20 protein-coding genes and 1 riboswitch are annotated in these 23,071 nt (G+C 63.7%); of the genes, 5 read left to right on the forward strand and 15 right to left on the reverse strand.

Annotation, left to right across the window (positions count from 1 at the left end; translation table 11 throughout):
• The 3 genes from AC6CIE_RS23670 to AC6CIE_RS23680 all read left to right on the forward strand — a co-directional run bounded on the left by AC6CIE_RS23670 (position 1) and on the right by AC6CIE_RS23680 (position 2,745).
• The gene (locus AC6CIE_RS23670; RefSeq protein WP_218342571.1) at positions 1 to 975 is read left to right on the forward strand and encodes an alpha-E domain-containing protein; all 975 of its coding nucleotides are present in this window, start codon (positions 1 to 3) and stop codon (positions 973 to 975) included.
• Between the two features lie 13 nt (positions 976 to 988).
• Positions 989 to 1,792 (forward strand): transglutaminase family protein, encoded by an 804-nt coding sequence (locus AC6CIE_RS23675; RefSeq protein ID WP_175136823.1) that lies wholly within the window; start codon positions 989 to 991, stop codon positions 1,790 to 1,792.
• Positions 1,793 to 1,881: 89 nt separating this feature from the next.
• Entirely contained in the window at positions 1,882 to 2,745 is an 864-nt protein-coding gene (locus AC6CIE_RS23680) for a proteasome-type protease (protein ID WP_175136824.1), read from the forward strand.
• 38 nt (positions 2,746 to 2,783) lie between these two features.
• Here the strand turns inward: AC6CIE_RS23680 and AC6CIE_RS23685 are convergent, their stop codons facing one another.
• From AC6CIE_RS23685 to AC6CIE_RS23715, 7 genes are all read right to left on the reverse strand, one after another.
• On the reverse strand, positions 2,784 to 3,554 hold the full coding sequence (locus AC6CIE_RS23685) for an enoyl-CoA hydratase/isomerase family protein (protein ID WP_498094252.1): 771 nt from the start codon (positions 3,552 to 3,554) through the stop codon (positions 2,784 to 2,786).
• 10 nt (positions 3,555 to 3,564) lie between these two features.
• On the reverse strand, positions 3,565 to 4,704 hold the full coding sequence (locus AC6CIE_RS23690) for a type 2 periplasmic-binding domain-containing protein (protein ID WP_498094254.1): 1,140 nt from the start codon (positions 4,702 to 4,704) through the stop codon (positions 3,565 to 3,567).
• On the reverse strand, positions 4,701 to 5,894 hold the full coding sequence (locus AC6CIE_RS23695; protein ID WP_498094256.1) for a CaiB/BaiF CoA transferase family protein: 1,194 nt from the start codon (positions 5,892 to 5,894) through the stop codon (positions 4,701 to 4,703). Before AC6CIE_RS23695 ends, AC6CIE_RS23690 begins: the two co-directional genes overlap by 4 nt.
• A 32-nt stretch (positions 5,895 to 5,926) precedes the next feature.
• Complete coding sequence (locus AC6CIE_RS23700; RefSeq protein WP_175124947.1) at positions 5,927 to 6,688, reverse strand: SDR family NAD(P)-dependent oxidoreductase; 762 nt, start codon at positions 6,686 to 6,688, stop codon at positions 5,927 to 5,929.
• Positions 6,685 to 7,863 (reverse strand): DUF4432 family protein, encoded by a 1,179-nt coding sequence (locus AC6CIE_RS23705; protein ID WP_495602581.1) that lies wholly within the window; start codon positions 7,861 to 7,863, stop codon positions 6,685 to 6,687. Before AC6CIE_RS23705 ends, AC6CIE_RS23700 begins: the two co-directional genes overlap by 4 nt.
• A gap of 130 nt (positions 7,864 to 7,993) precedes the next feature.
• Positions 7,994 to 8,908, reverse strand: a complete 915-nt coding sequence (locus tag AC6CIE_RS23710; protein ID WP_175124945.1) for a sugar phosphate isomerase/epimerase family protein — start codon at positions 8,906 to 8,908, stop codon at positions 7,994 to 7,996.
• A gap of 31 nt (positions 8,909 to 8,939) precedes the next feature.
• Positions 8,940 to 10,031 (reverse strand): Gfo/Idh/MocA family protein, encoded by a 1,092-nt coding sequence (locus tag AC6CIE_RS23715; protein ID WP_498094258.1) that lies wholly within the window; start codon positions 10,029 to 10,031, stop codon positions 8,940 to 8,942.
• 225 nt (positions 10,032 to 10,256) lie between these two features.
• On the opposite strand from AC6CIE_RS23715, the gene AC6CIE_RS23720 reads away from it, so the two are divergent.
• Positions 10,257 to 11,339 carry a LacI family DNA-binding transcriptional regulator gene (locus AC6CIE_RS23720; RefSeq protein WP_498094260.1) on the forward strand — a complete coding sequence of 361 codons (1,083 nt, stop codon included), beginning with the start codon at positions 10,257 to 10,259 and terminating at the stop codon, positions 11,337 to 11,339.
• Between the two features lie 260 nt (positions 11,340 to 11,599).
• The gene (locus tag AC6CIE_RS23725) at positions 11,600 to 12,598 is read left to right on the forward strand and encodes a tripartite tricarboxylate transporter substrate-binding protein (RefSeq protein ID WP_498094262.1); all 999 of its coding nucleotides are present in this window, start codon (positions 11,600 to 11,602) and stop codon (positions 12,596 to 12,598) included.
• Between the two features lie 221 nt (positions 12,599 to 12,819).
• Here the strand turns inward: AC6CIE_RS23725 and AC6CIE_RS23730 are convergent, their stop codons facing one another.
• The 8 genes from AC6CIE_RS23730 to AC6CIE_RS23765 form a co-directional block, all read right to left on the reverse strand.
• Entirely contained in the window at positions 12,820 to 13,587 is a 768-nt protein-coding gene (locus tag AC6CIE_RS23730; protein ID WP_452003048.1) for a DUF6708 domain-containing protein, read from the reverse strand.
• 245 nt (positions 13,588 to 13,832) lie between these two features.
• Complete coding sequence (locus tag AC6CIE_RS23735; protein WP_498094264.1) at positions 13,833 to 14,795, reverse strand: DUF6708 domain-containing protein; 963 nt, start codon at positions 14,793 to 14,795, stop codon at positions 13,833 to 13,835.
• On the reverse strand, positions 14,795 to 17,617 hold the full coding sequence (locus AC6CIE_RS23740; protein WP_452003051.1) for a toxin VasX: 2,823 nt from the start codon (positions 17,615 to 17,617) through the stop codon (positions 14,795 to 14,797). The genes AC6CIE_RS23735 and AC6CIE_RS23740 overlap by 1 nt, the downstream gene beginning before the upstream one ends.
• A gap of 17 nt (positions 17,618 to 17,634) precedes the next feature.
• Positions 17,635 to 18,549 (reverse strand): DUF4123 domain-containing protein, encoded by a 915-nt coding sequence (locus tag AC6CIE_RS23745; RefSeq protein WP_498094266.1) that lies wholly within the window; start codon positions 18,547 to 18,549, stop codon positions 17,635 to 17,637.
• A gap of 323 nt (positions 18,550 to 18,872) precedes the next feature.
• Entirely contained in the window at positions 18,873 to 19,715 is an 843-nt protein-coding gene (metF, locus tag AC6CIE_RS23750; RefSeq protein ID WP_056571275.1) for a methylenetetrahydrofolate reductase [NAD(P)H], read from the reverse strand.
• A 127-nt stretch (positions 19,716 to 19,842) separates the two neighbouring features.
• Complete coding sequence (locus AC6CIE_RS23755) at positions 19,843 to 20,178, reverse strand: phage holin family protein (protein WP_056327402.1); 336 nt, start codon at positions 20,176 to 20,178, stop codon at positions 19,843 to 19,845.
• A 123-nt stretch (positions 20,179 to 20,301) separates the two neighbouring features.
• Positions 20,302 to 21,720 (reverse strand): adenosylhomocysteinase, encoded by a 1,419-nt coding sequence (gene ahcY, locus AC6CIE_RS23760; RefSeq protein WP_175124937.1) that lies wholly within the window; start codon positions 21,718 to 21,720, stop codon positions 20,302 to 20,304.
• Positions 21,721 to 21,820: 100 nt separating this feature from the next.
• Positions 21,821 to 21,955: riboswitch (S-adenosyl-L-homocysteine riboswitch) on the reverse strand.
• 61 nt (positions 21,956 to 22,016) lie between these two features.
• Positions 22,017 to 23,063 carry a glycosyltransferase family 4 protein gene (locus tag AC6CIE_RS23765; RefSeq protein ID WP_481145202.1) on the reverse strand — a complete coding sequence of 349 codons (1,047 nt, stop codon included), beginning with the start codon at positions 23,061 to 23,063 and terminating at the stop codon, positions 22,017 to 22,019.
• Between the last annotated feature and the right edge of the window lie 8 nt (positions 23,064 to 23,071).

Raw genomic sequence — 23,071 nt, forward strand, 5'->3', positions numbered from 1 at the left:
ATGCTGAGCCGAACCGCCGACAACCTGTTCTGGATGTGCCGCTACACCGAGCGCGCCGAAAACACCGCCCGCATGCTGGACGTGAACCTGCAGATGTCGCTGCTGCCGCAGGACACGCACACGCGCGAAGGCTCGTGGCTGGGCGTGCTGCGCATTTCCGAGTTGCAGGGCCTATACCAAAGCAAATACGCCTCCATATCGCCGCACGACGTGCTGCAGTACATGGTGCGCGATCCGGAAAATCCGTCATCGATCTATGCCTGCATGCGCGCCGCTCGCGAAAACGCGCGCGCGGTGCGCGGCAGCCTGACGACTGAAGTCTGGGAAACCTACAACACCACCTGGCTTGAACTCCTCAAGCACCTGCACACCGGCCTGCTGGAGCGCAATCCGGGCGAGTTCTTCGAGTGGGTGAAGTTCCGCTCGCACCTGGCGCGCGGCGTCACGATCGCCACCATGCTGGAAGACGAGGCGCTGTACTTCATGCGCATCGGCATGCATCTGGAGCGCGCCGACAACACCGCGCGCATGCTGGACGTGAAGTTCCATGAACGCGGCGGCGCGGGCGCGCAGGACAGCCGTGCGGAACCGGCCGGCGCGGCCGCCGTGCAAAGCGAGTTCTACCGCTGGTCGGCGCTGCTCAGTTCCGTGTCCGGCCTGGAGATCTACCGCAAGGTGTACCGTGATGTCATCACGCCCGACCGCGTGGCCGAACTGCTGATCCTGCATGGCGACATGCCGCGATCGCTGCTGGCCGCGATGCGGGCGGTGGCCGGCGACCTGGCGCGCGTCTCGAATCAGCGCTCCACGGAAACCGAGCGCCGCGCGGGCATGCTTTGTGCGGAGCTGCAGTACGGGCGCGTCGAAGACATACTGGCGAGCGGACTGCACCGCTACCTGGATCGCTTCCTGGACCGCATCAACGACCTGGGCAACCGGATCAGCCAGGACTTCCTGGTGCCGCTGTCGGCCTAACACGGGAGAGGCAATGAAGCAGATCATCACGCACGTCACGCATTACCGCTACACGGCGCCGGTCAACTACAGCATCCAGACCCTGCGCCTGACGCCGCGCGACGACGAGCACCAGCGCGTGCTGCGCTGGCACATCGAGGCTCCGGGCGAACTGGACAAGCAGGTCGACGCCTACGGCAACATCACGCATACCCTGACGCTGAACCAGCCGCACAGCGACATCGAACTGCGCGTCTCCGGCCAGGTGCTGGTGGCGCCGCTGACGCGCGGCGTGCTGGGCAGCGAAGACAGCCGCCTGCCGGTGCACGCCTATTGCGTGCCGACGCGGCTGACGCAGGCGGACGAGACGATTCTGGCCTTTGCGCGGGCAGTGTTGCCGAATGGACTGTCGACGTCGGACGACATCCTGAAACTGGCGGCGGCGATCCACGGACGCGTGGCCTACGTGCCCGGCACCACGGACGTGACGACCGCCGCCGATCAGGTGCTGGCCCTGGGCCTCGGCGTGTGCCAGGACCACGCCCACCTCTTCCTGGCCTGCGTGCGCGGGCTGGCGGTGCCGGCGAGGTACGTCAGCGGTTACCTGTACACCACCGCCGAACATGCGGCCAGCCACGCGTGGGCGGACGTCTGGCTGCCCGACGTGGGCTGGACCAGCGTGGACATCACCAACAACCAGTTCGCCTCCGAATGTCATTGCCGGCTGGCGGTGGGCCGGGACTACGACTCGGCCTCGCCCGTGCGCGGCGTGCGCACCGGCGGCGGCGAGGAATCGATGGAAATCAGCGTCCAGGTCCAGGCCGGCGCGCAGCAGTAGCCGGCAGCAATAAGCCGCCGCAGTATGCCGTTACATCCGCCCCGCCGCGCCGCAATACAATGCGTGGTGGTTTTTCCCTCTTTCCGATCATGACCTACTGCGTAGCCGCCCGCCTCGACGCCGGCCTGGTGTTTCTCTCCGACTCCCGCACCAATGCGGGCGTCGACCAGATCAGCGTCTTTCGCAAAATGACCGTTTTCGAACTGCCGGGCGAGCGCGTCATGGTCTTGATGACCTCCGGCAATCTGGCAGTCAGCCAGGCCGTGCTGAACGTGCTGACCCGTCAGCGCGAAGAAGGCGCCGACACCCTCTGGAACGCGCCCGACATGTTCGCGGCCACGCGGCTGGTGGGCGCGGCGGTGCGCGAGGTCTACCGCAGCGAGGCCGCCGCCCTGCACGAGCAGGGCGTGGATTTCAACGTCAGCATGATCTTCGGCGGCCAGATCGGCACCGAACAATGCCGCCTGTTCCAGGTGTATTCGGCGGGCAACTTCATCGAGGCCGGCCAGGAATGCCCCTATTTCCAGATCGGCGAGGCCAAGTACGGCAAGCCCATCCTGGATCGCGTGCTGCAGCCGGACACCTCGCTGGACGAGGCCGCCAAGTGCGCGCTGATCTCCATGGATTCCACGCTGCGCTCCAATATCTCGGTCGGCGTGCCACTGGACCTGCTTGTGTATAGCGCCAACTCGTTGCGCGTGACGCACTTTGCCAGCATCGACGAACACAACGAATACTTCCGCATGATCCGCGGCACCTGGGGTGAACGCCTGCGCCAGGTCTTCGCGGAAATCCCGGATCCGTCGTGGACCAATCCCGACGCCCCCGGCTCACTGGTGCCGCCGTCGCGCGTGCACCAGCCGCTGCGCATGGAGCCCGTCAACACCGCCCACGCCCCCTACGTGACGCCGCAGGTGCTGGCCGAAGAGCCGGGCAAGGACCAGCCTAACTGAAAGGCGGTTCAGGCGCCGCGCGGGGCGCCTCCCTCACATCAGCGCCGCTCGAACTTCGGCGCGCGCTTTTCTTCAAACGCCTTGCGGCCTTCCTTGGCGTCGGCGGTGGCAAAGCAGATCGCCTGCAGATCGCGCTCGTATTCCACGGCCTTCTCCAGCGGCATCGACAGCGCGGCGCGCAGATTGACGCGGGCCGTCTCGGCGGCGATGGGCGCGCGCGAGGCGATGGTGGCGGCGAGCGCATGCGCGCGCTCGCGCAGTTGTTCTTGCGGCACCACCTCGCTCACCAGGCCCCAGGCCAGCGCCTGCTCGGCGCGGATGGGGTCGCCGGTCAGCACCATCAGTGCGGCGTTGCTCGGGCCGATCGCATGGACAAGCTGCGCCGTCATGCCGCCGCCGCCGATCCAGCCCAGCTTGATCTCTGGCGCGCCGAGACGCGCGTTGTCGGCGGCGATGCGGATATCGCAGGCCAATGCCATCTCCAGGCCGCCGCCGAACGTGTAGCCGTTGATCGCGGCCACCGTGGGCTTTTTCAACATGCGCACGCAGTCGCAGTAGTCGAGCCGGTTGCGAAAATCCCAGGGCGTGGCGTAGCGGTCCAGCTCGGTGATGTCCGAGCCGGCGCAGAAGGCCTTGGGACCCGCGCCGGTCAGGATCACCGCGCGCACCTGCGCGTCGGTATTGCATTGCTCCACCGCCGCGATCAGCAAATCGGCCATCTCGGGCGTCATCGCGTTCAGCTTCTCTGGGCGGTTGAGTTCGATGATGGCGACATGGCCATCGATACTGAGATTGACGAGTGCGCTCACGTCGACATCCTTATTGCGGAGTGCTTGGGGTGGCGGCCAGGCTGGCCTCGAAACGCTTGGTCAGGCCGCGCGCCAATGCATGGGACGATGCGCCGGCGGCGACGCCATCGCGCAGGAACTGCGAGGCCTCGCTCTGAAAGGCGATGTAGCCGTCGTGCCGCGGCCGGATCGAGGCCGCTTCCAGCGTGCGGGCCGTGTTGGCGTAGAAGTTGCCGCTCGCCGCATTCACGTTTGCATCGGCCCAGCTGCCGCGATGGCTGGGCTGTCCGTCGTGCTGCGGGATGAAGCGGCTCTGGGTATCGGCTGCCAGCAACCACAACAGATGCGCGCGCAGCTCTGGTCCCACGATGCAGCGCCGCGATATCGCAATGCCGGTGCCGCCCAGGATCGACCCGGGCCGGCCAGCGTCGGCCTGGGGCGCGTCACGGAACGTGAGCGGCTTGGCGACGGCGGCGGTGGCGTAATTCACATAGCCATAGACCAGCGGGCAGAGCGTGATGTCATCATGCGAGCTCATGTGACCAAGCAAGGCGATCGGGTTGTACGCCAGGGCGTGCGCGGGCGTGCGCCGCGCCAGTTCAGTGAGCACATCGCACGCGCCGGCGAGCGTCGCTTCGTCGTGCCAGGCGCCGTGCGGCCGCAGGTCGGTGTCGGGCGCGATGGCGGCGGCGATCGACAGCAGCGACAGAAACGGATGCGGTCCCCCCCAGCTGAGCGCGACCGAGCCGCTGCGTTGCGACAGCGTCAGCACCTCATGCCATGTGCGCGGCGCGGGGCCGTCGAGCCGATCCACGCGCGTGGCCATCACCTGCGTCGCAGCGTCCAGCGGCAGCGCCCATTGGCGGTCGGCCATGCGATAGCTGTCGTACGACAGTCCGATGCTGTCGCGCGCGATCCGCGCCAGCTCGTCGGGCGCGAACACGGTGTCCAGCGGCTGCAGGCAATCGTGCGCCAGGGCTTCGCCCAGATGCGGATGATCCAGCACCACCAGGTCATAGCGGGCGCAGAGCTCGGCAATCGGCGCCGACTCGAACCCCTCGAGCGACTGCTTGTCCCAGTGCACCAGCGGCGTGTGGGCGGTCGCCGCGTGCAGCGCATTGAAGCCGCGCGGGTGATCCCAGGTCAGGCCACGATAGGGTAGCTGGCTCATTCCGAGGCTCCACGCAACACCGCGCCCGAGGCCGCATGTGCGGCGATCTCGTTGTCTCTGAAGCCAAAATCACGCAGCACTTCGTCGGTGTGCTGACCGGTGAGCGGCGCACCGCGCACCACCTGGCTCGGCGTCTTGGAAAAGCGGATCGGAAAGCCTGGCGTCTTGATCCGGCCTTCGGTCGGATGGTCGTATTCGACGAACGTGCCGTTGTGCGCGATCTGCGGATCGTCGACCAGATCGGCATAGCCATACACGGGGCTGCACCAGATGCCGGCCGCATCCAGTTTGGCGAACCAGTCGGCGGTCGAAGCCTTGGCCAGCGTATCGCGCACCAGCGCGTAGATCTCGTCACGCTTTTCCCAACCGTCGCGCTCGGTATACGCCGCCAGGCGCGGCTCTTCGGTCACGCGCGCCAGCACCTTCATGTCGGGCATGGCCAGCGCCAGATAGCCGTCAGTCGTCGCGAAGGTGCCATAGGGCGCGCGGATGTACACGTGGGCATGCGGCTCGGCGCTGCGCACCTGCGGCTTGTGCCCCACGGTAAACACCGAGAGCTCCTGCATCTGGATCGTGGTGATCGCATCCAGCATGTTGACCTCGACCTTCTGGCCCTCGCCGGTGCGCTCGCGGTGCAGCAGCGCGGCCAGCACGCCTTCGAAGGCGCAGTACGCGGTGACGGCGTCGACCACATACTGGCCCGCCGCACGCGGCGCTTCGCCGGCCCGGCCCGACGACAGCATCGCGCCAGACATCGCCTGCAACAGCAGATCCTGCCCGGGGCGCGTGGCATAGGGGCCGTCTTCGCCGAAGCCCGACATCGATACATAAATCAGGCGCGGGTTCAGGGCCGACAGGGTCTCGTAATCCACGCCCAGGCGGCCGGCCACACCAGGCCGATAGTTCTGGATGAACACATCGGCCTGCGCCGCGAGCTTCTGGATGATCTCCTTGCCGCCGGCGCTCTTCAGATCGATCGCCAGCGAGCGCTTGTTGCGGTTCAGCGAAAGAAACGACACGTTGATCTTGTTGCCCGTGATGCCGCCGGCGGGCGCGTGCCGCTGCCATTCGCCGGTGGGCGGCTCGATCTTGATCACGTCGGCGCCCAGGTCGCCCAGGCGCTGCGCCGCGAACGGCCCCGCCATGGCGATGGAGCAGTCCAGAACCTTGTAGCCAGAAAGAATGCTCATTGCTTCTACCCTTTGCGTGGCGCCGATGCGCCTCAGTGCATGACCCAGCCGCCGTCCACCGCCAGCGTCTGTCCGGAAATGAAACCCGCCTCGTCCGAGGCCAGGAACAAGATGGCCGCGGCGATGTCGCCGGCGTGCCCGCGGCGCTTGACCGATTGGCGTTCGAGCACCATGCGGTTGTAGCCCTCGGGATCGGGATGGATCTTCTCGGCGTCGGTCGGAAACGCGCCCGGCGAAATGGCGTTGACCGTGATGCCCCACTTGCCGAACTCGCGGGCGAAGGCGCGCGTGGCCCCCACCATCGCGCCCTTGGACTGCACGTAGGGCAGCAGGTTTTCCCAACCGCCCGATAGGGTGATGGACGAGATGTTGATCACGCGGCCCCACTGCTGTTCGCGCATGCCCGGCAGTGCCGCGCGCACGATCTGCACGGCAGCCTCCACGTTGACACGGTGCACGCGCGCCAGCTCGGCATCGCTGTATTCCTCGAACGGGCGCGACGGATAGATGGCCGCGTTGTTGATGACCACGTCGATCGTGCCCTCGGCCGTCAGCCGCTCAAGGTGCGATTGCAGCGCGCTGGCGTCGGCAAGGTCGGCCTGCAGGATCTGAAGCTGGCCGGCGAGCTGTGCCGGCACGGTGCTGCGCAAGCGATCGATATGCCCGGCGTGGTTGTCCAGCGCAATCACGCGCGCGCCCGCTTCCAGCAGCGCAATCGTAGTGTCCACGCCAAAGCCGCCCGCGGCGCCCGTGTACAGCACGCGGCGGCCTTGCAACGAGAAGCGCGCGCTCATGTGCGCCCCGCGATGGGCGCAAAGCGTCCCGACAACGGCGGATAGTCGGTCTCGGGCTGCACCGCGATTGCGCGGATACGAGCTTCGCAGGCCGCGATGTCGGCGGCCGAGCCCAGCACGCTGAACGTGGTGTCGTAGCGGCGCTCGTCGCCATGCTCGAGCCAGATGAGCTCGTTGCGCTCGCGCGCCGCGCCCTGGCCCAGCACATGGTTGGTGGAGGGCTCGATGCCCATTGCATACTGGCCGGATTGCAGGTTCTGCCATTGGTACTGGCAGGGGAATTGATGCTTGTAGGTGCTGACCTGCATGCCCAGGCCCAACGCATCGTTCACCAGGGCGACCGGCACACTGCCGTCGGCCGCGGCCGCCATCTCGTGCTGCCACACCTGCTCATGAAAGCCCAGCTGCGGCGCCGGCATGCGGCGGTAGCCCACGCCCTGCTTGCGGTAGTCCTGCTCGTGCGCGGCCCACACCACCTCGCGGATCGGCGCCAGATAGCGCGAGTCTGCATCCAGAACCGGATAGCCCAGGTTGATGTGATAGCAGAGCATGTGCGGCGTGCGGTAGAAGCCGCGATTCACGACACGGTCCGACAGCCTGATGTCGTTGGTGCCCACCTCGATCTCGATGCGGCGGTGCAGCTCGAGATGCTCGCCGAACACGGTGCCCTGGCTCACCACGCCTTCGGCCCACAGCACGCAGCGATCGCCATCCCAGCGTTCGCCGTAACCCGTCAGCCGCGCGGGAATGGTGCCGACGCGGCCATGGATGGATTGCTTGGCCGTCTTGCGCGGGCCGTACACATAGTTGTCGGCCGGTGCGTCGTACATGAACAGGATGTGGTCCAGCCCGCAGGTGATCATGAGGCCCGAGAACGAGCGCATCCAGCCCAATCCGCCCTCGCCTTCGTAGTCATGCAGGCCGGGATGGCGAAAGCCCGACGGCGATTGCCATCCCATGGCCATACCGCGATATTCGCAGTCGGCGATGTCCATCGCCCGATCCACCAGCACCGTAAAACGCAGGCCCGTGCCGCTGCGGAACTCCAGCATGCGGATACCGCGCTCCAGCCCGTCGTCCAGCGTCATCAGGCGTACGCCGGCAAACTGCGCAAGCTGTCCGGTGCGCGCCTCTACGTCGCGGCGCGTCATCCAGGTTCCGTAAATGTCAGGCATGAGTTCTCCCTGGCGGATGCGCGGGCGCGCGTCCACCGGTGTCGGTGTTCGGAATCGTGTTCAAGAGGCGCGCCGCGGACGCTGTTCGTTGATGGCTTCGCGGCGCGCCGGTGCTGCTTGGGGCGCCGGCCTACAGACCGTTCGCGCGCAGCCGCTCGTCGAGGAATTGCTTGGCGCGCGGCACGTCGTCTTCAGTCAGGTGTTCGATGATGATGGGAATGTTGGGGTGCTTCTTGGCCAGGCGCTGCAGGTACAGGTCGTAATTGAGCGCGCCCAGGCCCGGCGCCGGCAACTCGATCTCCCCTACCCCACGGAACGTATGGCTTTCCGCCGCACTGTCGTCACCGATGTCGCTGTGCTTTTCCGACTTGTCATCACCCGAACGCTTCACGTCCTTGGCATGCGCGATGCAGATCTTGTCGGAGAGCGCGTCAAACACCTGATTGAGCGTGCGGTCCATCTGGTCGATGTTGTGCGCTTCGAAGAAGTTCGTCGGGTCCATCAGAAGGCCCAGGCCCGGGTGGTCTACTTCGGCGAACATGCGCAGCGTTTCCTCGACCGACCCCACCACGTTGTTCACGTAGGTCTCCAGCAGGAACACCGCCCCATGGTCGTAGGCATGCTGCGACAGCTCGGCGATCACCGCGCGGCACTGGTCCCAGCCTTCCTCGGTCTTGTTCTTGGGGTGATGCACCCAGTCGCTTTCGGTGTCGAACGTGCCGGTTTCCGAGATCACGTAAGGCGAGCCCAACTGGCGTGCGTGCGTGAGGATCTCTTTCAAATAACCGTTGCGGCGTTGGCGCTCGGCGGGATCGGGATGCACGATGTTGGTGTAGGCCGAGATGCAGGACACCGGCAGGTTGTAGTTGCGGAAGGTGTCGCGGATCTGCGTGCATTTCTGCGCGGTCAGCTGCCCCGGGCCGAGTTCCATGTCCTTGAAATGCAGGTCCAGCTGCACGGTGTTGAAGCCGTGCGAGCGGATCACCTTGGCGGTGCGCTCCAGCTCATAGGGAAAGTAGCCCGAGAAGATTCCGGTCTGGATCATGATGGTTGTCTCCGTCTGTTTTTCTGTCTGGTTATTCAACAGCCGGCAGCCGTACCGTGCGGCCTTCGGCGATGGACGTGTACGCGGCCTCGACCAGCGCCATCGTGCGTACGTTGTCGGTCACGCTCAACGCAGGCTCGGTGCCGCTGGCCAGCGCGTACTGCAACTGCTCCATCACGCCGATGAAGGCATGCGGAAACCACATCGTGTCCCACGTGGGCGTCACCCAACGCCCGTCGGTATGGTCATTGGCCGCGCGCGAGGCGTAGCTCAGGGTCGACGGCTCGCCGGTGGGCCAGCCGATGGTGCCGCGCGCGACGCCCTCGGTGCCTTCCACGCGCCAGCGGATGTGCTGGTCGTCGGGGTATCCCTCGGCCCGCGGACCCGACCACACGTCTTCGAGCGACAGCGCGAGCAGGCCGTTGCCAAAGCGCAGCGTGGTGCTCACCAGCCCATCCTGATGCGCGAACTCGGTGCGCGGATCGGGACGGGTGATGCTGGTGATCTCGGTGGGCTCGCCAAACAGATAGCGCAGGGCATCGAGGTGATGCACGCTCATGTTCGAGAGCGTCAGACGGTCGTAGTCGCGCAGAAAGTCCTGCCAGTGCGGGATTGCGTGCATGTCGATCTGCGCGAACACCGGCGTGCCCAGCACGCCCTGGTCGAGCAGCTGCTTGAGCGTGCGCATCGACTGGTCGTAGCGCATGTTCTGGTTCACCGACAGGATCTTGCCGGCGGCCCGGGCCTCGTCGCGCAAGGCGCGGGCTTCATCCAGCGACAGCGCGAGGGGCTTCTGCGCCAGCACGCCGCGCACGTGCGGGGCTCGCAATGCAGCGCGGATCAGCGCGGGCTGCTGGTCGGGCGGATACGCGATGTCCACGATCTCGATCTGCGGATCCGCGATCAGGGCCAGGGGGTCGTCATGCACACACGGGATGCCATAGCGTTCAGCAACCGCGGCCGCTTTGCTGCGGGTGCGTGACGCGATCGCCGCCACGGTGAAGCCGGCCTGCTGATAGGCCGCCAGATGGCACTCGGCCATGATCATGCCGGCGCCGATGCAGCCGATGCGAAAGCGCCGTTCGCGGACGGGGGGGTCGGGCACCAAGGTAGGGTTCGACATGTGCTCCTCCTGCCGGCCTGGTATGCACTGTCGACTGCCTGGCATCCTGCCGTGCTGTGTTTGATGTATTGAGCCGCGATAATCACATCAAAACAATCATGGGTAAAGACGGTCGGCGCTCATAGGGCTGCGGCGTTACCTTTTTGATCTCGAATGATTGCAAATGATGGCTTATGATGGCCGCGCTGCCATCGTCCTGATGGTGTATTGAGAGCCTGATCCCCCATGCGCCCCACCATTTCCCTCATTGCCCGTGAAGCCGGCATGTCCACCGCCACGGTGGACCGGGTCCTGAACGACCGGGACGGCGTGCGCGGCAAGACGCGCGACCGCGTGTTGGCGATTGCCAATCGCCTGGGCTACTTCGTTCCGGGCGCCGAGTCCGCCAGTCAGGACGTCCGGGTCGATTTCGTCTTGCCCGCCGGCACCAACAGCTTCATGACCGCGCTGGGCCGGCACCTGCTCGAAGAAGCCGCCGCCCGCCCCGACGTGCAGGCCCGCCTGCATCTGATCGAAGGATTCGACGCCAACAAGCTCGCGAAAAAACTCTACGAGCTGCGCGAGCAGAGGCAGGCGGTTGGCCTGGTCGGGCTGGACCATCCTCAGGTGCGCGACGCCATCATGGCGCTGCGCGACAGCGGCGTGCACGTGAGCACCCTGGTGTCGGACATTCCGATCTCGGCGCGCCTGGGGTACGTGGGCATCGACAACCGCGCCGCAGGCCGCCTGGCCGCGCTATTGCTGGGCCGATTTCTGCCGCAGCACACCGAACGCAAGGTCGCGGTGTTCGTGGGGTCATTGGCCTATCGCGGCCACGAAGAGCGCGAGATGGGCTTTCGCTCGCTGCTGAGCGAAGAGTTTCCGCACCTGCGCATCGCCCACACGCTCGAGATCGGCGACGACCGCGACCGCGCCTTTGCCGTCACGCAGGATCTTCTGCGCACAGACCCGCCGCACGCGATCTACAACATCGGCGCGGGCAATCAGGGCATCGCGCGGGCGCTGAAGGAGGCGCGGCCGGCCGAGGCGTGGGCGGCCGACGCGTGGCCGGACGCGGCCCGGCCGATCGCGGCCCGCCCGGACAAGGCGTCCTCCGCCCCTCGCATCGTCTTCGTCGGCCACGACCTCACCGAAGCCACGCGCCGCCTCCTGCTCGATCGCACGATGGACGCCGTGATCGACCAGAACCCGCGCGTCGAGGCGCGGGAGATCGTGAAGCTCCTGGTGGCGGCCGTGAAGGGCGCACCGGAACCCAGCTACCTGCCGCGGCTGCAGGTGATCTTCCGGGAAAACATTCCGGAGCCGTGATGGCCCGGCGCGGGCCTGGTCTGGAACCCGTGCGCGCGGTTCGCACCAGCCCGGGCCCAGGCAAAATCCAGCCCATCCGAGGCACTACACGCAGGCTTTTTAGCGCTTCTGCGGGCAAGTCCACGTAAACCCTCCTTTTCGCGTGCCGAAACCCGGCTTGCGAATCCGCGAATTCCCAACCTCGCCCTTGTCGCGCCACACTGCCGATGCCTGCCCGTCATGCGCGGCATCGCGGGCCAAGAGACTACAAGGAGCGAGACATGTCCCACCGATACGCGCGCGCCCTCAAGCGTGCAGCCTGGCCCATGCTGGCCCTGTCGTGCCTGGCCTTTGGCAATGCCGGCGCGCAGGGAACCTACCCGAATCACCCGATTTCGCTGGTCGTGCCGTTTGCCGCGGGCGGTCCCACCGACGTCGTGGCCCGCAGCCTGGGCGCCTCCATGGCCAAGACGCTGGGCCAGAGCATCGTCATCGAAAACCGCACCGGCGCCGGCGGCACGCTGGCCTCGCAACACGTGGCGCGCGCCGCACCCGACGGCTACACCTTCCTGATCCACCACAACGGCATGGCGACGGCTCCGGCGCTGTACCGCAAGCTGTCGTTCAATCCGCTGACCGACTTCTCGTATGTCGGCCAGGTTGCCGACGTGCCCATGACCCTGCTTGGCCGAAAGGACCTGCCGGCCGACGGCATGGCCAACTTCATCAAGTACGCCAAGGAGAACGGCAACAAGATCAACCTGGCCAACGCCGGCTTGGGCGCCGTGTCGCAGCTGTGCGGCATGCTGCTGCAGGAGTCGCTGGGCGTGCAGTTCACGACGGTCCCCTACGCGGGCACCGCGCCGGCCATGACCGCGCTGCTGGGCGGACAGGTGGACGTGCTGTGCGACCAGACAACGCAGACCATCCCGCAGATCAAGGCCGAACGCGTCAAGCTGTACGGCGTCACCACGCTGGACCGCATCAAGGCGCTCCCGGACGCCCCCACGTTGAAGGAAGGCGGCCTGAAGGACTTCGAGGTGAAGGTGTGGCACGGCGTCTATGCGCCGAAGGGCACTCCGCCCGAGGCGATCAACAAGTTCAACGCCGCGCTGCGCACCGCGCTGAAGGACCCGGCATTCACGCAAAAGATGGCCGAACTGGGCGCCGAAATCGTGCCCGAGGCCAAGCAGACGCCCGAGGGTCTGCAGACGTGGCTGAAGTCTGAAGTGGACAAGTGGGGCGGGGTGATTCGGAAGGCGGGTGTGTACGCGGATTGATGCGGGCGGCGCCCGTTCAGGCGCCGCGATTATCAGACGCACCCCGTGCGCCACCAGAAACTCATGATCAGCCCGATTTTTGCCAGCAGGAAAGCGTTGGCGTAAATCGGGCCCTTCTCTGAACTTCGTTCAGAGTCGATTAGGGGTGGGTCCCCGCTCCATGATGAGGATGAAGCCAGGCACGAGAATCCAGGCCCATGACGCCCTCGCTTGCAAGTGCTTTACGGTTTATGGCGGTCGTCGCTGACGCCAATGGCCGGCGATTGGATTTCGTCGAAGCCGCACAACTGGTCAATGTCCGCGGGGAACGGCGTGTACGGCACGTTGTACTGAATGAACGCCTCCACGCTATCGGGAAAAGCGTTGATCAAGAGCCAGCCGAGCCAAAGCGGGATAGTGATCGGCGCTTTCAACATGCCGTAGGGCTTGGCCAACCTACGGCGCAATCCGGCATACCAGTCTCGGTAAGGTTGAAGGGTTTCCTGTCTGCGGGTTAGGCGAGGAGGCAACGGCGCGGGTTCTGGCAAGCCCTCAGGGCCGTGGGCCACAAAAGCTTGAAGATAAGCCCACAGCGACTTGGCTGATCGGTCTCCGTCAAACAAGCCGAGGTTGCCGCATGCAGCACAGATCTCGGTCGGTGGGTTCATCGCGTGGTCGATTCCGATCAAATAAAGCGGGTGTCTGCTGGCGTAGCCGCTTGGCGAAACAGTTGGGATATAGCCGGCTAAAGCCTCAAGTCGATCCCAGTCCAAGACGTGAAGACGCTTTTCCCTTGGATAGATGAAATAGAGTTTGCGAGTGCCGCGATGGATGCGAATGAAAGCGCCGCGACTTTTGTGCGCCCCCCCTGCCAAGTAAAAAATAGAGGCTAGAACGGTCAGGGCGGGAAGCCATGCAAATATGGCTACCAGCGTTTCCCTGTCTAAGTTGTCAACGCCGATTCCTAGTACTGCAGCAACGGAAGTGGTAACGCTGATTGTGATGGACATGCCTATAGAGCCTGCCGCACCGCGCTGGACATAATTGGCGTATGTTTCGAGCTCAACGCACGAGTTGCTGACGCGTCGAACTCCATCTGGCTCTGGCGTATCGGTCGTCGACGAACCTCTGGAGAGGGACGTTCCACCGATACGAATGCTCTTTGGGAGGCGTTTAACATCCCGATTCATTTAGCACGCAGAAGGTTTGGATTTGGACGAGCAAAAGGCCTCCATGAAGAACGGAGCTCAGGCCGCTACCTTTTTTGACCGCTACACGGCTTGTTATGTGTTCCGGTGACACGACCGACGGCCGCGCCCTGCTCATCGAAGCCGCACAACTCGTCGATCTCCTTGGGGAACTGCGCGTACGGCACGTTGTATTGAACAAACGCTTCCACGCTGTCCGGGATAGCGTTGATCAATAGCCAGCCAAGCCAAAGCGGGATAGTGATCGGCGCTTTCAGCATGCCGTGGGGCTTGGCGAGTCTGCGGCGCAATCCTGCATACCAGTCTCGGTACGGTTGGAGGGCTTCCCCTTTGCGGCTTAGTCGAGGAGGTAGCGGTGCGGGTTCGGGCAAGCCTTCGGGACCGTGGGTCATGAAGGCTTGAAGATAGGCCCACAGCGCCTTGGCCGATCGGTCACCGACAGCAACTCCAAGGTTTCCACATGCCACACAGATTTCGGTGGGTGGGGTCATGGCTAAATCCACGCCTAACAGGTACAGCGGATGTCTGGACGTATTGATGGTGCCCGAAAATATCGGTATGTAGCCGGCCAGAGCGTCGACGTGAGCCCAATCGATAACGTGAAGTCGTTTATCTCTGGGAAAGACGTAATACAGCTTCTGTGTACGTCTATTAATCCGAACATAAGCGCCACGGGTTCGATGCGACCCGCTGGCAAAGTAAATCAGTGTCGTGATTGCAGGCAATGCCGGCGCGGCCATGATAATCGAAAGGTAACTCTCGAGATTCGAATTCTCCTCGTTCAGAATAGCCAGCATCAGGATGACCCCCGCTATCGCTACCACCACACCGAGCCCGACATGTCTGGCGGCCCCACTTTGCGTAAAGTTTGCGTATGTTTCGAGCTCGACGCATCGTTCATTGACGCGCCTAACCCCGTCCGGCTGAGGGTGCTCTCCCGTGGGCCGGCGGTGGTACAAAGGCGTACCGCCGAACCGGAGACTTCTTGGCAGGCGTTTGGTGTCAGACATTACTTTGGCCTCCGGACCGGTTCGAGTAAGGGTGAACTGATCGGGTCAGACAGCCATCCGCCCGACGAGAACTGTAACGGCTCTGGCGCGTACGGTTGCCGCAATGCTATGTCAGGGCGCGACTCAGGGTCCGGGAAATAGAGATACTCGAGTTCCACCTTGGCATCTTCATGCATTTGGATTGACCAGCCGCATTCACTTCCTCTAGCGCCCAAGCGCGTAACCAGGCACTCATGGCGGTAATCGACGGGAGTTGTGCCGGGAGCGTACGCGATCGGCCCTTCTACCTGAGCAAGCCGGCTTCCGTTTAAGGTGAAAGCCAATTTTGTCTGGAATTTTTCTCCCGGAATGTCGTTGGTTTCAGGCAATTGGCAACTGATGCGAAGCTGGCCTACGGAATAGCCGGATGCCTTATCCCACTCCGCCGATAATCGTGGTCGGTAGAGCAACCCATGGACTGCATCCAGTTCCTCTTGATTGGAGTAACGTGGGCTGTTGACGCCCCAGGCGCTATGTTTGAGCCATATTTCAACGGGTCCATGCGCCGTCATAATTACTCCAACTGACAACGCCAAGCCACCGAGAACCGCTCCAGCGGCGACAATAGCCCAGCCCCCAGGCGTAAGCCCGAGAACCAGAATAGGCGCACCTGATGCAATGGAAGCGGCTGCCGCCACTCCCCCAGCCCCCATGGCAAGTGCCAGCGTCCCCGCTGCCAGAGCTGAGCCAAATAATATTTTTCCTTGTTCTGGATTACTCTCGCCAATTGCCTTAATCGCTCTGACTACATCTGCTAAGGCCGCAATGCCTGCTCCCGCAGCGCCGAAAACGGCAACGCCGAATTTGGCAGAAACAATTCTTGCACTATTTGCCAAAATAACGTTTCCGCGCTTTTCAAAAATAATTACCGCAATGGCAGAGCGGCTTTCGATTCCAGCACCAATCAAAGTATATAAAGCACCTATCAGCGATATAGCACCCGCGGCCTTTGAAGTAGACGAATTCAGCGACTTCAACGAATCCCTCATCCCCTTGATTGCTAGAAGCCCGCCTAGCCCTGTAAATAGATGCCCGCCGGGACCCTGAACACGATTCAGCATATTTACAAACGGGTTTCCTTTCATCTGAACAGGCCTAGGCGGCGGCAACATTGACCCGTTTGCTATTGCTGCGTCGATCTCGCGGTACGTGGTTTCATCCACCTTCACCCAGTCATAGACTGACGTCCTATTACCCGAATCTGCATGATTGATCTTCGGATTTGGCATCTTCCACCCACGCAATTCGTCTTTCCCAAGTGTTTGATACCCTCGGAGCTCATACGCGGCTCGCTGCAAATCCTCCAGGCCGATGTCATAGCGGACAATGGTGAAGCCGGCCCTGACCTCCATCACATGCCGCAGACGTGGCATCAGTACATCTGCTACTTTGGATTCCGGCACCGCCTGCAGCAGCCCGACTAGCGCGTTGGAGGCCGCAGTTAGTTTGTGCTCCTCCAGAAATTTGTCTGTAACGCTGAAAACATTCTTGGCAATCTCACCCGAGCTCGACTTCAGACGGGCAAGAAGCAGTTCGCTGCCATTTGCAAGCGCGAGCCAATAAGGGCTTTTGTCGACGGGCAAACTGATCAAATCGTTCAAAACCTGTATTCCATCTTTGGAATGCACCAGCCCGCCAATGCACTGAAGAACCGCGTTCTCATAGTCATGTGCGTTGTGAATGACGCTGCGGTCAAAGCAGTGCAGCGCCTTGCCCAATAGCCGCGATGGATCGATAAGACGAACCCACGCAAGCGAGTCCATTACCGCTGCTGCAATAGTGCTGTCGAACGCTTTGATTTCCTTGGCGTAACCGTCCGGAAATAACATTGCGCCGGCGTAATTCACCAGGTTTTTCTGCTTCGCTATCGAATGGCCCAGCTCCGGATTTTTACCCGCCTGCTTCTTCATCCCCTCGAAGTAATCGCGGATAAACGTTGCGCTTTGCAGCTTGTGCGCGTTTCGGCCGGCATATTCCGTCTTGAGCGTGACGGCACGGGTGACCAGGTAATGAAGCTCGCTGGCAATCCCGATCGGGTCCTGCAATGCCACCACCAGAGGTGTGAAATCCTTGCGCGGCAACAATGCGATATACATATTGCCGAGTATGTTGTGGTGGCTTGGCGCCTTTTCTGAGAATTGGATTTCGCTCCATGCGAAACGCTTTGGCGCACCGTGTCCGGATGGCGAGACGAGTTCCGGCGCGGCCTGACCCAGCAGCGTCGCGTCGAAGATGTGTTCCTGATAGGGATTGCCGGCAGGCCTGCATTGCGTGCTCAACGCATCGCGAAGACCGCCCTCGTTGGTCTCGATGGCCCAGAGCTTGCGATGGGACAACAGCGTGTCACTCACCAGGATGTGGACAGTTTCGGCAGTATTCGCATCTGGCGCGAAAAGATATGTTTGGGCGCCGACCGTATCGGGGCGGCTTAGCCTGCCCGGCGTCGCATCCTGGTCGTCGTCATAACTCCACCAGATGCGGGCGAACTTGACGTCATCAGTGACTTGGTAGTGCTGCGTCCACATCCGCCCATTCTCGAAATAGCAGAGGTAGACGTAGGTGCCCGGGCGCAATGTCCGCAAACCGTACGCTTTGCCCGCCGTGAGTGCGGGATAGCCATCGCTATTCAGGCGGGGAAACACTTCCTTGTCCCACGCGTAATCGGCAATGCCATACCGCAACGGATATAGGGGCACGCCGCGTTCGCAGGGCGGTGGAGAGATGGCTTTGCCAAGGCGTTTCTCGTTCGGGCGGATGGCGCCCAGTGCCTTTTTGAAGTTCACGTGACAGGCTTCCTTTACTAAGCCGCGAGCGCCGAGAGTCGTGCTTCGGCATCCATCAATCGCTGCTTTCCGGGAATGTGCCGTTCGCTCAGGATGTCCCGGAGCACGCTATCCTTCGCGAAAAAATCTTGTGGATAGCGAAACCGCAGATCGACGTAGTGGCGAACATCCCGCTCCAGGGTGAGCGCAAGCTGATCAGCGGCCTCGCGAACGAACAGGTCGGTGCGCCGCCACAAGGCCGGTTCATGCTCGGGGTCGTCGTACGCTGGCGTTTGTCGACGAATGCTGCGCACGCAGTCGCGCACGAACCACGCGAGGCTGGCCTGATCGAGTGAGGCCTCGTCGGCTTTTGTCAGGGCGATGGGCTCGTCCAGCGCAGGTGCGGCGTGTCCCTCTACGGGAGAGTCGGCACCTAACCATTCGCCCTGATGCTCATCGCCCGCATACCAGATGAAGCGTTGGATGGGACCGAACAGCCTGCACAGCGAATGCGCCGTCAAGCCTTCGCAGAACTCTTCGAGCACCCGCGTGCCATTAAGGCTGAACCTGATGGGGAATCCGTCAGTGCCCGTCAGTTGATGCAACTGTTGCAGATGGGCGACGAGGGGGTCGATATCGTCGGGGGCCGCCAGGATGATTCCTGCTTGCTGGCGGAGCCAATGTTCGACGGCGTGGTTGAACAAGGCCTTGTCGAGCGGTACCAGCAGGGGTCCGTGTCGATAGCCTGGATTCCGGTATTCCCGAGGCGTGTCGCGCCAGACCCAGCGGTATTCGAAACCACCCTTAATTTGCAGAAGGTCACTTTCGAGCGTGTCGCTGTGCGCACCTTCCAGAAGAAGCCAGGGGCGAGATCCGCGTTCAAGCGTGGCCCAATCCGGGCATGGCAATGCATTTACCACCCGACGTGTCCATCGGGACGCCTCGGCGATCAAGTCAGTCGCTGCACCCGCCATGTGCGTGTCACTCGTCAGTTGAACGATAAGTCGTTCAATCTAAGGCGGGACCGTCCCCTTGGACATATGAATAGTTCGAAAGCTCAGAAGACCAGGTCTGATTGGTCAGAGGGTTGGGACCGGTTAACAAATCGCCGCTCGTTGGCGAGCTTGCCGACGAACCGCTTCCCAAAAAAGAAAAATCCCCACTTAGCGTATAGCTTCGTGGGGATTGGGCTAACCGTCTCATGAATTCCGACGGAACCGCCGGCCTATCGCAAGGGCGGCGGGCGGCAAGCCTGGAGCCGCGCGCAGCTGACGGCTTATACCGTCAGTTCCTTCCAGATCGCCAGCGGCGCTTCGGAACTGTTCAGCGTGTAGAAATGCACGCCCGGCGCGCCGTTGTCCAGCAGGGTCTGGCACAGCTCGGTCACGACGTCCACGCCAAACGCGCGGATGGAGGCCTTGTCGTCGCCGAATTCGGCCAGGCGCAGGCGGATCCAGCGTGGCACTTCTGCGCCGCACATTTCCGAGAACCGCAGCAGCTGCGTGTGGTTCGTGATGGGCATGATGCCCGGCACGATCGGCACGTTCACGCCCTTGGCGCGGGCGCGGTCGACGAAGTCGAAATAGGCGTCGGCGTTGAAGAAATACTGCGTGATGGCGGCATCGGCGCCGGCCTTCACCTTGGTCACGAAATGGTCCAGGTCGGCCGACGGATTGGCGGCCTGGGGGTGCATTTCGGGATAGGCGGCCACTTCGATGTGGAACCAGTCGCCGGTTTCCTCGCGGATGAACGACACCAGTTCATTGGCGTAGCGCAGTTCGCCCGCGTCGCCGCCCATGCCCGAGGGCAGGTCGCCGCGCAGGGCCACCACGCGCCGCACGCCCTCGTTCTTGTAGGCCTGCAGGATGTCGCGCAGATCCTGGCGCGACGCGCCCACGCACGACAAGTGCGGCGCCGCATCGCAGCCCAGATTGCGCAGCGTGCGCACCGCGTCGGCCGTGCCGGCGCGCGTGGAACCGCCCGCGCCGAACGTCACGCTGACGTACTTGGGCTGGATGGCCAGCATCTGCTTGGCCGCACGCACCAGCCGCTCCTGGCCGGCCAGATCACGCGGAGGAAAGAATTCCAGACTAAAAGCAGGAGAGTTCGATTCGGACATATGACTCTTTTTATAACTAAGCGCCGCATTCGGCCGGTGTGACCCCGCGGGGTGCCGCGGATCCGGGCTCCGCCGGTCCGCAGGCACGCCCCTGGGGGAAGCGCGCAGCGCTCGGGGGGGCTCTACCCTACGGGATCAGCTTGGTCAGGAGACCGGAAATGATGCTGTAGAGGATGGCGCCGCCCACGGCCCACCAGAACCCGTTGACCTGGAAGCCCTTGAGCACGGAGCCCACGAACCAGAACAGCAAGGCGTTGATGACGATGAGGAAGAGCCCAAGGGTAACGATCGTGATGGGCAGCGTCAGCAGCACCAGGACCGGCTTGACCAGCATGTTCACCAGGCCCAGCACCAGCGCGGCGATCAGCGCCGAACCGAAACTGGCCACCGTGATGCCGGGCAGCAGGTAGGCAACGGCCAGCAAGGCCACTGCGTTCAGGATCCAGACGAGTATCAGTGTCACCATGTTCGAACTCCTGTATTGACGCTCCGCGGACCCGTCGGCGCCGGGCGGCGACGGGCGTGACCCGCAGACCGGAAAACCCGCGCCGACATGGCGCGGAATTTTCCTATTGTGCTACATCCATCAATAGCGGTAGTGGTTGGGCTTGTAGGGGCCTTCGACCGGCACGCTGATGTAGTCGGCCTGGTCCTTGCGCAGGGTCGTCAGCTTGACACCCAGCTTCTTCAGATGCAGGCGGGCGACCTTCTCGTCCAGGTGCTTGGGCAGCACGTAGACTTCGCCGGACTTGTAGGCGTCGTTGCGCGTGAACAGTTCGATCTGGGCGATCGTCTGGTTGGCGAACGAGGACGACATCACGAACGAGGGGTGGCCGGTGGCGCAGCCCAGGTTCACGAGACGGCCCTGCGCCAGCAGGATGATGCGCTTGCCGTCCGGGAAGATGACGTGGTCGACTTGCGGCTTGATCTCTTCCCACTGGCAGTCGGCCAGGGCAGCGACGTCGATTTCGTTGTCGAAGTGGCCGATGTTGCAGACGATGGCCTGGTCTTTCATGGCGTTCATGTGCTCACGCGTGATCACATGGTAGTTGCCGGTGGCGGTGACGAAAATGTCGCCGTGGGCGGCGGCTTCTTCCATCGTGACGACCTTGAAGCCTTCCATGGCGGCCTGCAGGGCGCAGATCGGGTCGATTTCGGTGACCCACACTTGCGCGCGCAGCGCGACCAGCGCCTGGGCGCAGCCCTTGCCCACGTCGCCGTAGCCGGCCACAACCGCGATCTTGCCGGCGACCATGACGTCGGTGGCGCGCTTGATGCCGTCAACCAGCGATTCGCGGCAGCCGTACAGGTTGTCGAACTTGGACTTGGTGACCGAGTCGTTGACGTTGATGGCGGCAAAGGCCAGCTCGCCCTTTTGCGACATCTGGTACAGGCGATGCACGCCGGTGGTGGTTTCTTCGGTCACGCCCTTGATCAGCGCCAGGCGGGTCGAATACCACTTGGGATCGCGCTTCAGGGTTTCCTTGATGGCGGCGAACAGGATGCGCTCTTCGTCGCTGCCCGGGTTGGCCAGCACCGAGATGTCCTTTTCAGCCTTGGTGCCCAGATGCAGCATCAACGTGGCGTCGCCGCCGTCGTCGAGGATCATGTTGGCGTTCTGGCCATTGGGCCATTCGAAGATCTTGTGGGTGTACTGCCAGTACTCTTCCAGCGTCTCGCCCTTGACGGCGAAGACCGGGGTGCCGGACGCGGCGATGGCGGCGGCGGCGTGGTCCTGCGTGGAGAAGATGTTGCACGAGGCCCAGCGCACTTCGGCGCCCAGGGCCACCAGCGTTTCGATCAGCACGCCGGTCTGGATGGTCATGTGCAGGCTGCCGGCGATGCGCGCGCCCTTGAGCGGCTGCGATGCGGCGAATTCCTCGCGGATGGCCATCAGGCCGGGCATTTCGGTTTCGGCGATGGCCAGTTCGCGGCGGCCCCAGCCGGCCAGCGACATGTCGGCGACGAGGTAGTCGGAAAAGGATTTATCAGTCACAGCGTTCATGGTGTGTAGGCTCCACGTGAAATACGAACGGCGCACGAGATGGCCGGACAACGCGAATACACCACGACAGTCGAGTGCTCGCCTTTCCCGCCATACGCGACAAAGGTGAGCGCCGTTGCTGTAGCGACGCGCGGGGCGCGGCGCTTGAACAAGGATTCCTGAGCCTGGCGAGCCGGGGTCCGCATGGGTAAGACACATGGGGGACCGCAGGGTCGTCGCAACGCTCCTCAGGATTGCCGGGCATTGTACAAGGTTGGCGCGCCGCGCGGCTAGCAAATCCGGGCGGCGCGTGTGTTTCAGGTGGTGGTCGCCCAGTCGTTGGCCGCCCCGCGCGAATCACCCTGGGTCAGCGGCACCAGTGCGTCCAGCAGATCCGACGCGACCGAATCCCAGCTGCGGGTCAGCGCCCGCGCGCGCACCGCGTCCCGGTGCAGCGGCAGCGCGGCCAGGCAGGCCCGCTTCAGATCGTCGTCCAGCCGGCCCGTCACGCCCTCCTCGACCACGGCAAGCGGCGCCTCGCTGCGAAAGGCCGCCACCGGCGTGCCGCAGGCCATGGCCTCCAGCATCACCAGCCCGAAGGTGTCGGTCAGGCTGGGAAAGACGAACACGTCGGCAGCCGCGTAAAAGCCGGGCAGCGCACCGTCCTGCTGCATGCCCAGGAAGACCGCGTCCGGAAAACGCTTCTTCAGGCGGGCCTCGTCAGGTCCTGCGCCCACCACCACCTTGCTGCCCGGCAGATCCAGGGACAGGAAGGCATCCAGGTTCTTTTCCTTGGCCACGCGGCCCACGCTCAGCCAGACTGGCCGGGGCAGGTCCTGGAACGCCTGGCTGGCCGAGGGCTGGAACTTGCGCGGATCGACCCCGCGCGACCAGACGCGCAGATTCGCCAGGCCACGCCGCACCAGGATGTCGCGCACCGTGGGCGTGGGCACCAGCACGCATTGCGATGGCCGGTGGAACCAGCGCAGGTAGCGCCACGGCAGCGCGGCAGGAATGCCCATGCGCGCCTGCAGGTAGTCCGGAAACATGGTGTGGAACGACGTGGTGAAGCGCCATCCCCGCCGCATCGCCATGCGCCGGGCGGCCAGACCCAGCGGGCCTTCCGTGGCGATGTGCAGCGCGTCGGGGATGGTGTCGCCCAGGATGCGGCGCAGTTGCCGGCCGGGTTGCAGGCACAGCCGCAGATCGGGTTCGGAGGGCGCGGGGATGGTTCGGCTGCCCTCGGGGCTGACCACGATCAGCTCGTGGCCCCAGTCGCTGAGGATCTGCCGCATGGTCGACCAGGTGCGGACGACGCCGTTGACTTGCGGATGCCAGGCATCCGTGACGAGAACGATGCGCATGATGGAGC

It is taken from the genome of Achromobacter sp. GQ309, assembly GCF_059759315.1.

Coding starts and splice junctions, on each gene's coding strand:
- AC6CIE_RS23680 (WP_175136824.1), top strand. CDS start 1,882: ATGACCTACTGCGTAGCCGCCCGCCTCGACGCCGGCCTGGTGTTTCTC.
- AC6CIE_RS23765 (WP_481145202.1), bottom strand. CDS start 23,063: ATGCGCATCGTTCTCGTCACGGATGCCTGGCATCCGCAAGTCAACGGC.
- AC6CIE_RS23700 (WP_175124947.1), bottom strand. CDS start 6,688: ATGAGCGCGCGCTTCTCGTTGCAAGGCCGCCGCGTGCTGTACACGGGC.
- AC6CIE_RS23695 (WP_498094256.1), bottom strand. CDS start 5,894: ATGAGCATTCTTTCTGGCTACAAGGTTCTGGACTGCTCCATCGCCATG.
- AC6CIE_RS23730 (WP_452003048.1), bottom strand. CDS start 13,587: ATGTCCATCACAATCAGCGTTACCACTTCCGTTGCTGCAGTACTAGGA.
- metF (WP_056571275.1), bottom strand. CDS start 19,715: ATGTCCGAATCGAACTCTCCTGCTTTTAGTCTGGAATTCTTTCCTCCG.
- ahcY (WP_175124937.1), bottom strand. CDS start 21,720: ATGAACGCTGTGACTGATAAATCCTTTTCCGACTACCTCGTCGCCGAC.
- AC6CIE_RS23675 (WP_175136823.1), top strand. CDS start 989: ATGAAGCAGATCATCACGCACGTCACGCATTACCGCTACACGGCGCCG.
- AC6CIE_RS23725 (WP_498094262.1), top strand. CDS start 11,600: ATGTCCCACCGATACGCGCGCGCCCTCAAGCGTGCAGCCTGGCCCATG.
- AC6CIE_RS23735 (WP_498094264.1), bottom strand. CDS start 14,795: ATGTCTGACACCAAACGCCTGCCAAGAAGTCTCCGGTTCGGCGGTACG.
- AC6CIE_RS23690 (WP_498094254.1), bottom strand. CDS start 4,704: ATGAGCCAGCTACCCTATCGTGGCCTGACCTGGGATCACCCGCGCGGC.
- AC6CIE_RS23715 (WP_498094258.1), bottom strand. CDS start 10,031: ATGTCGAACCCTACCTTGGTGCCCGACCCCCCCGTCCGCGAACGGCGC.
- AC6CIE_RS23705 (WP_495602581.1), bottom strand. CDS start 7,863: ATGCCTGACATTTACGGAACCTGGATGACGCGCCGCGACGTAGAGGCG.
- AC6CIE_RS23710 (WP_175124945.1), bottom strand. CDS start 8,908: ATGATCCAGACCGGAATCTTCTCGGGCTACTTTCCCTATGAGCTGGAG.
- AC6CIE_RS23720 (WP_498094260.1), top strand. CDS start 10,257: ATGCGCCCCACCATTTCCCTCATTGCCCGTGAAGCCGGCATGTCCACC.
- AC6CIE_RS23670 (WP_218342571.1), top strand. CDS start 1: ATGCTGAGCCGAACCGCCGACAACCTGTTCTGGATGTGCCGCTACACC.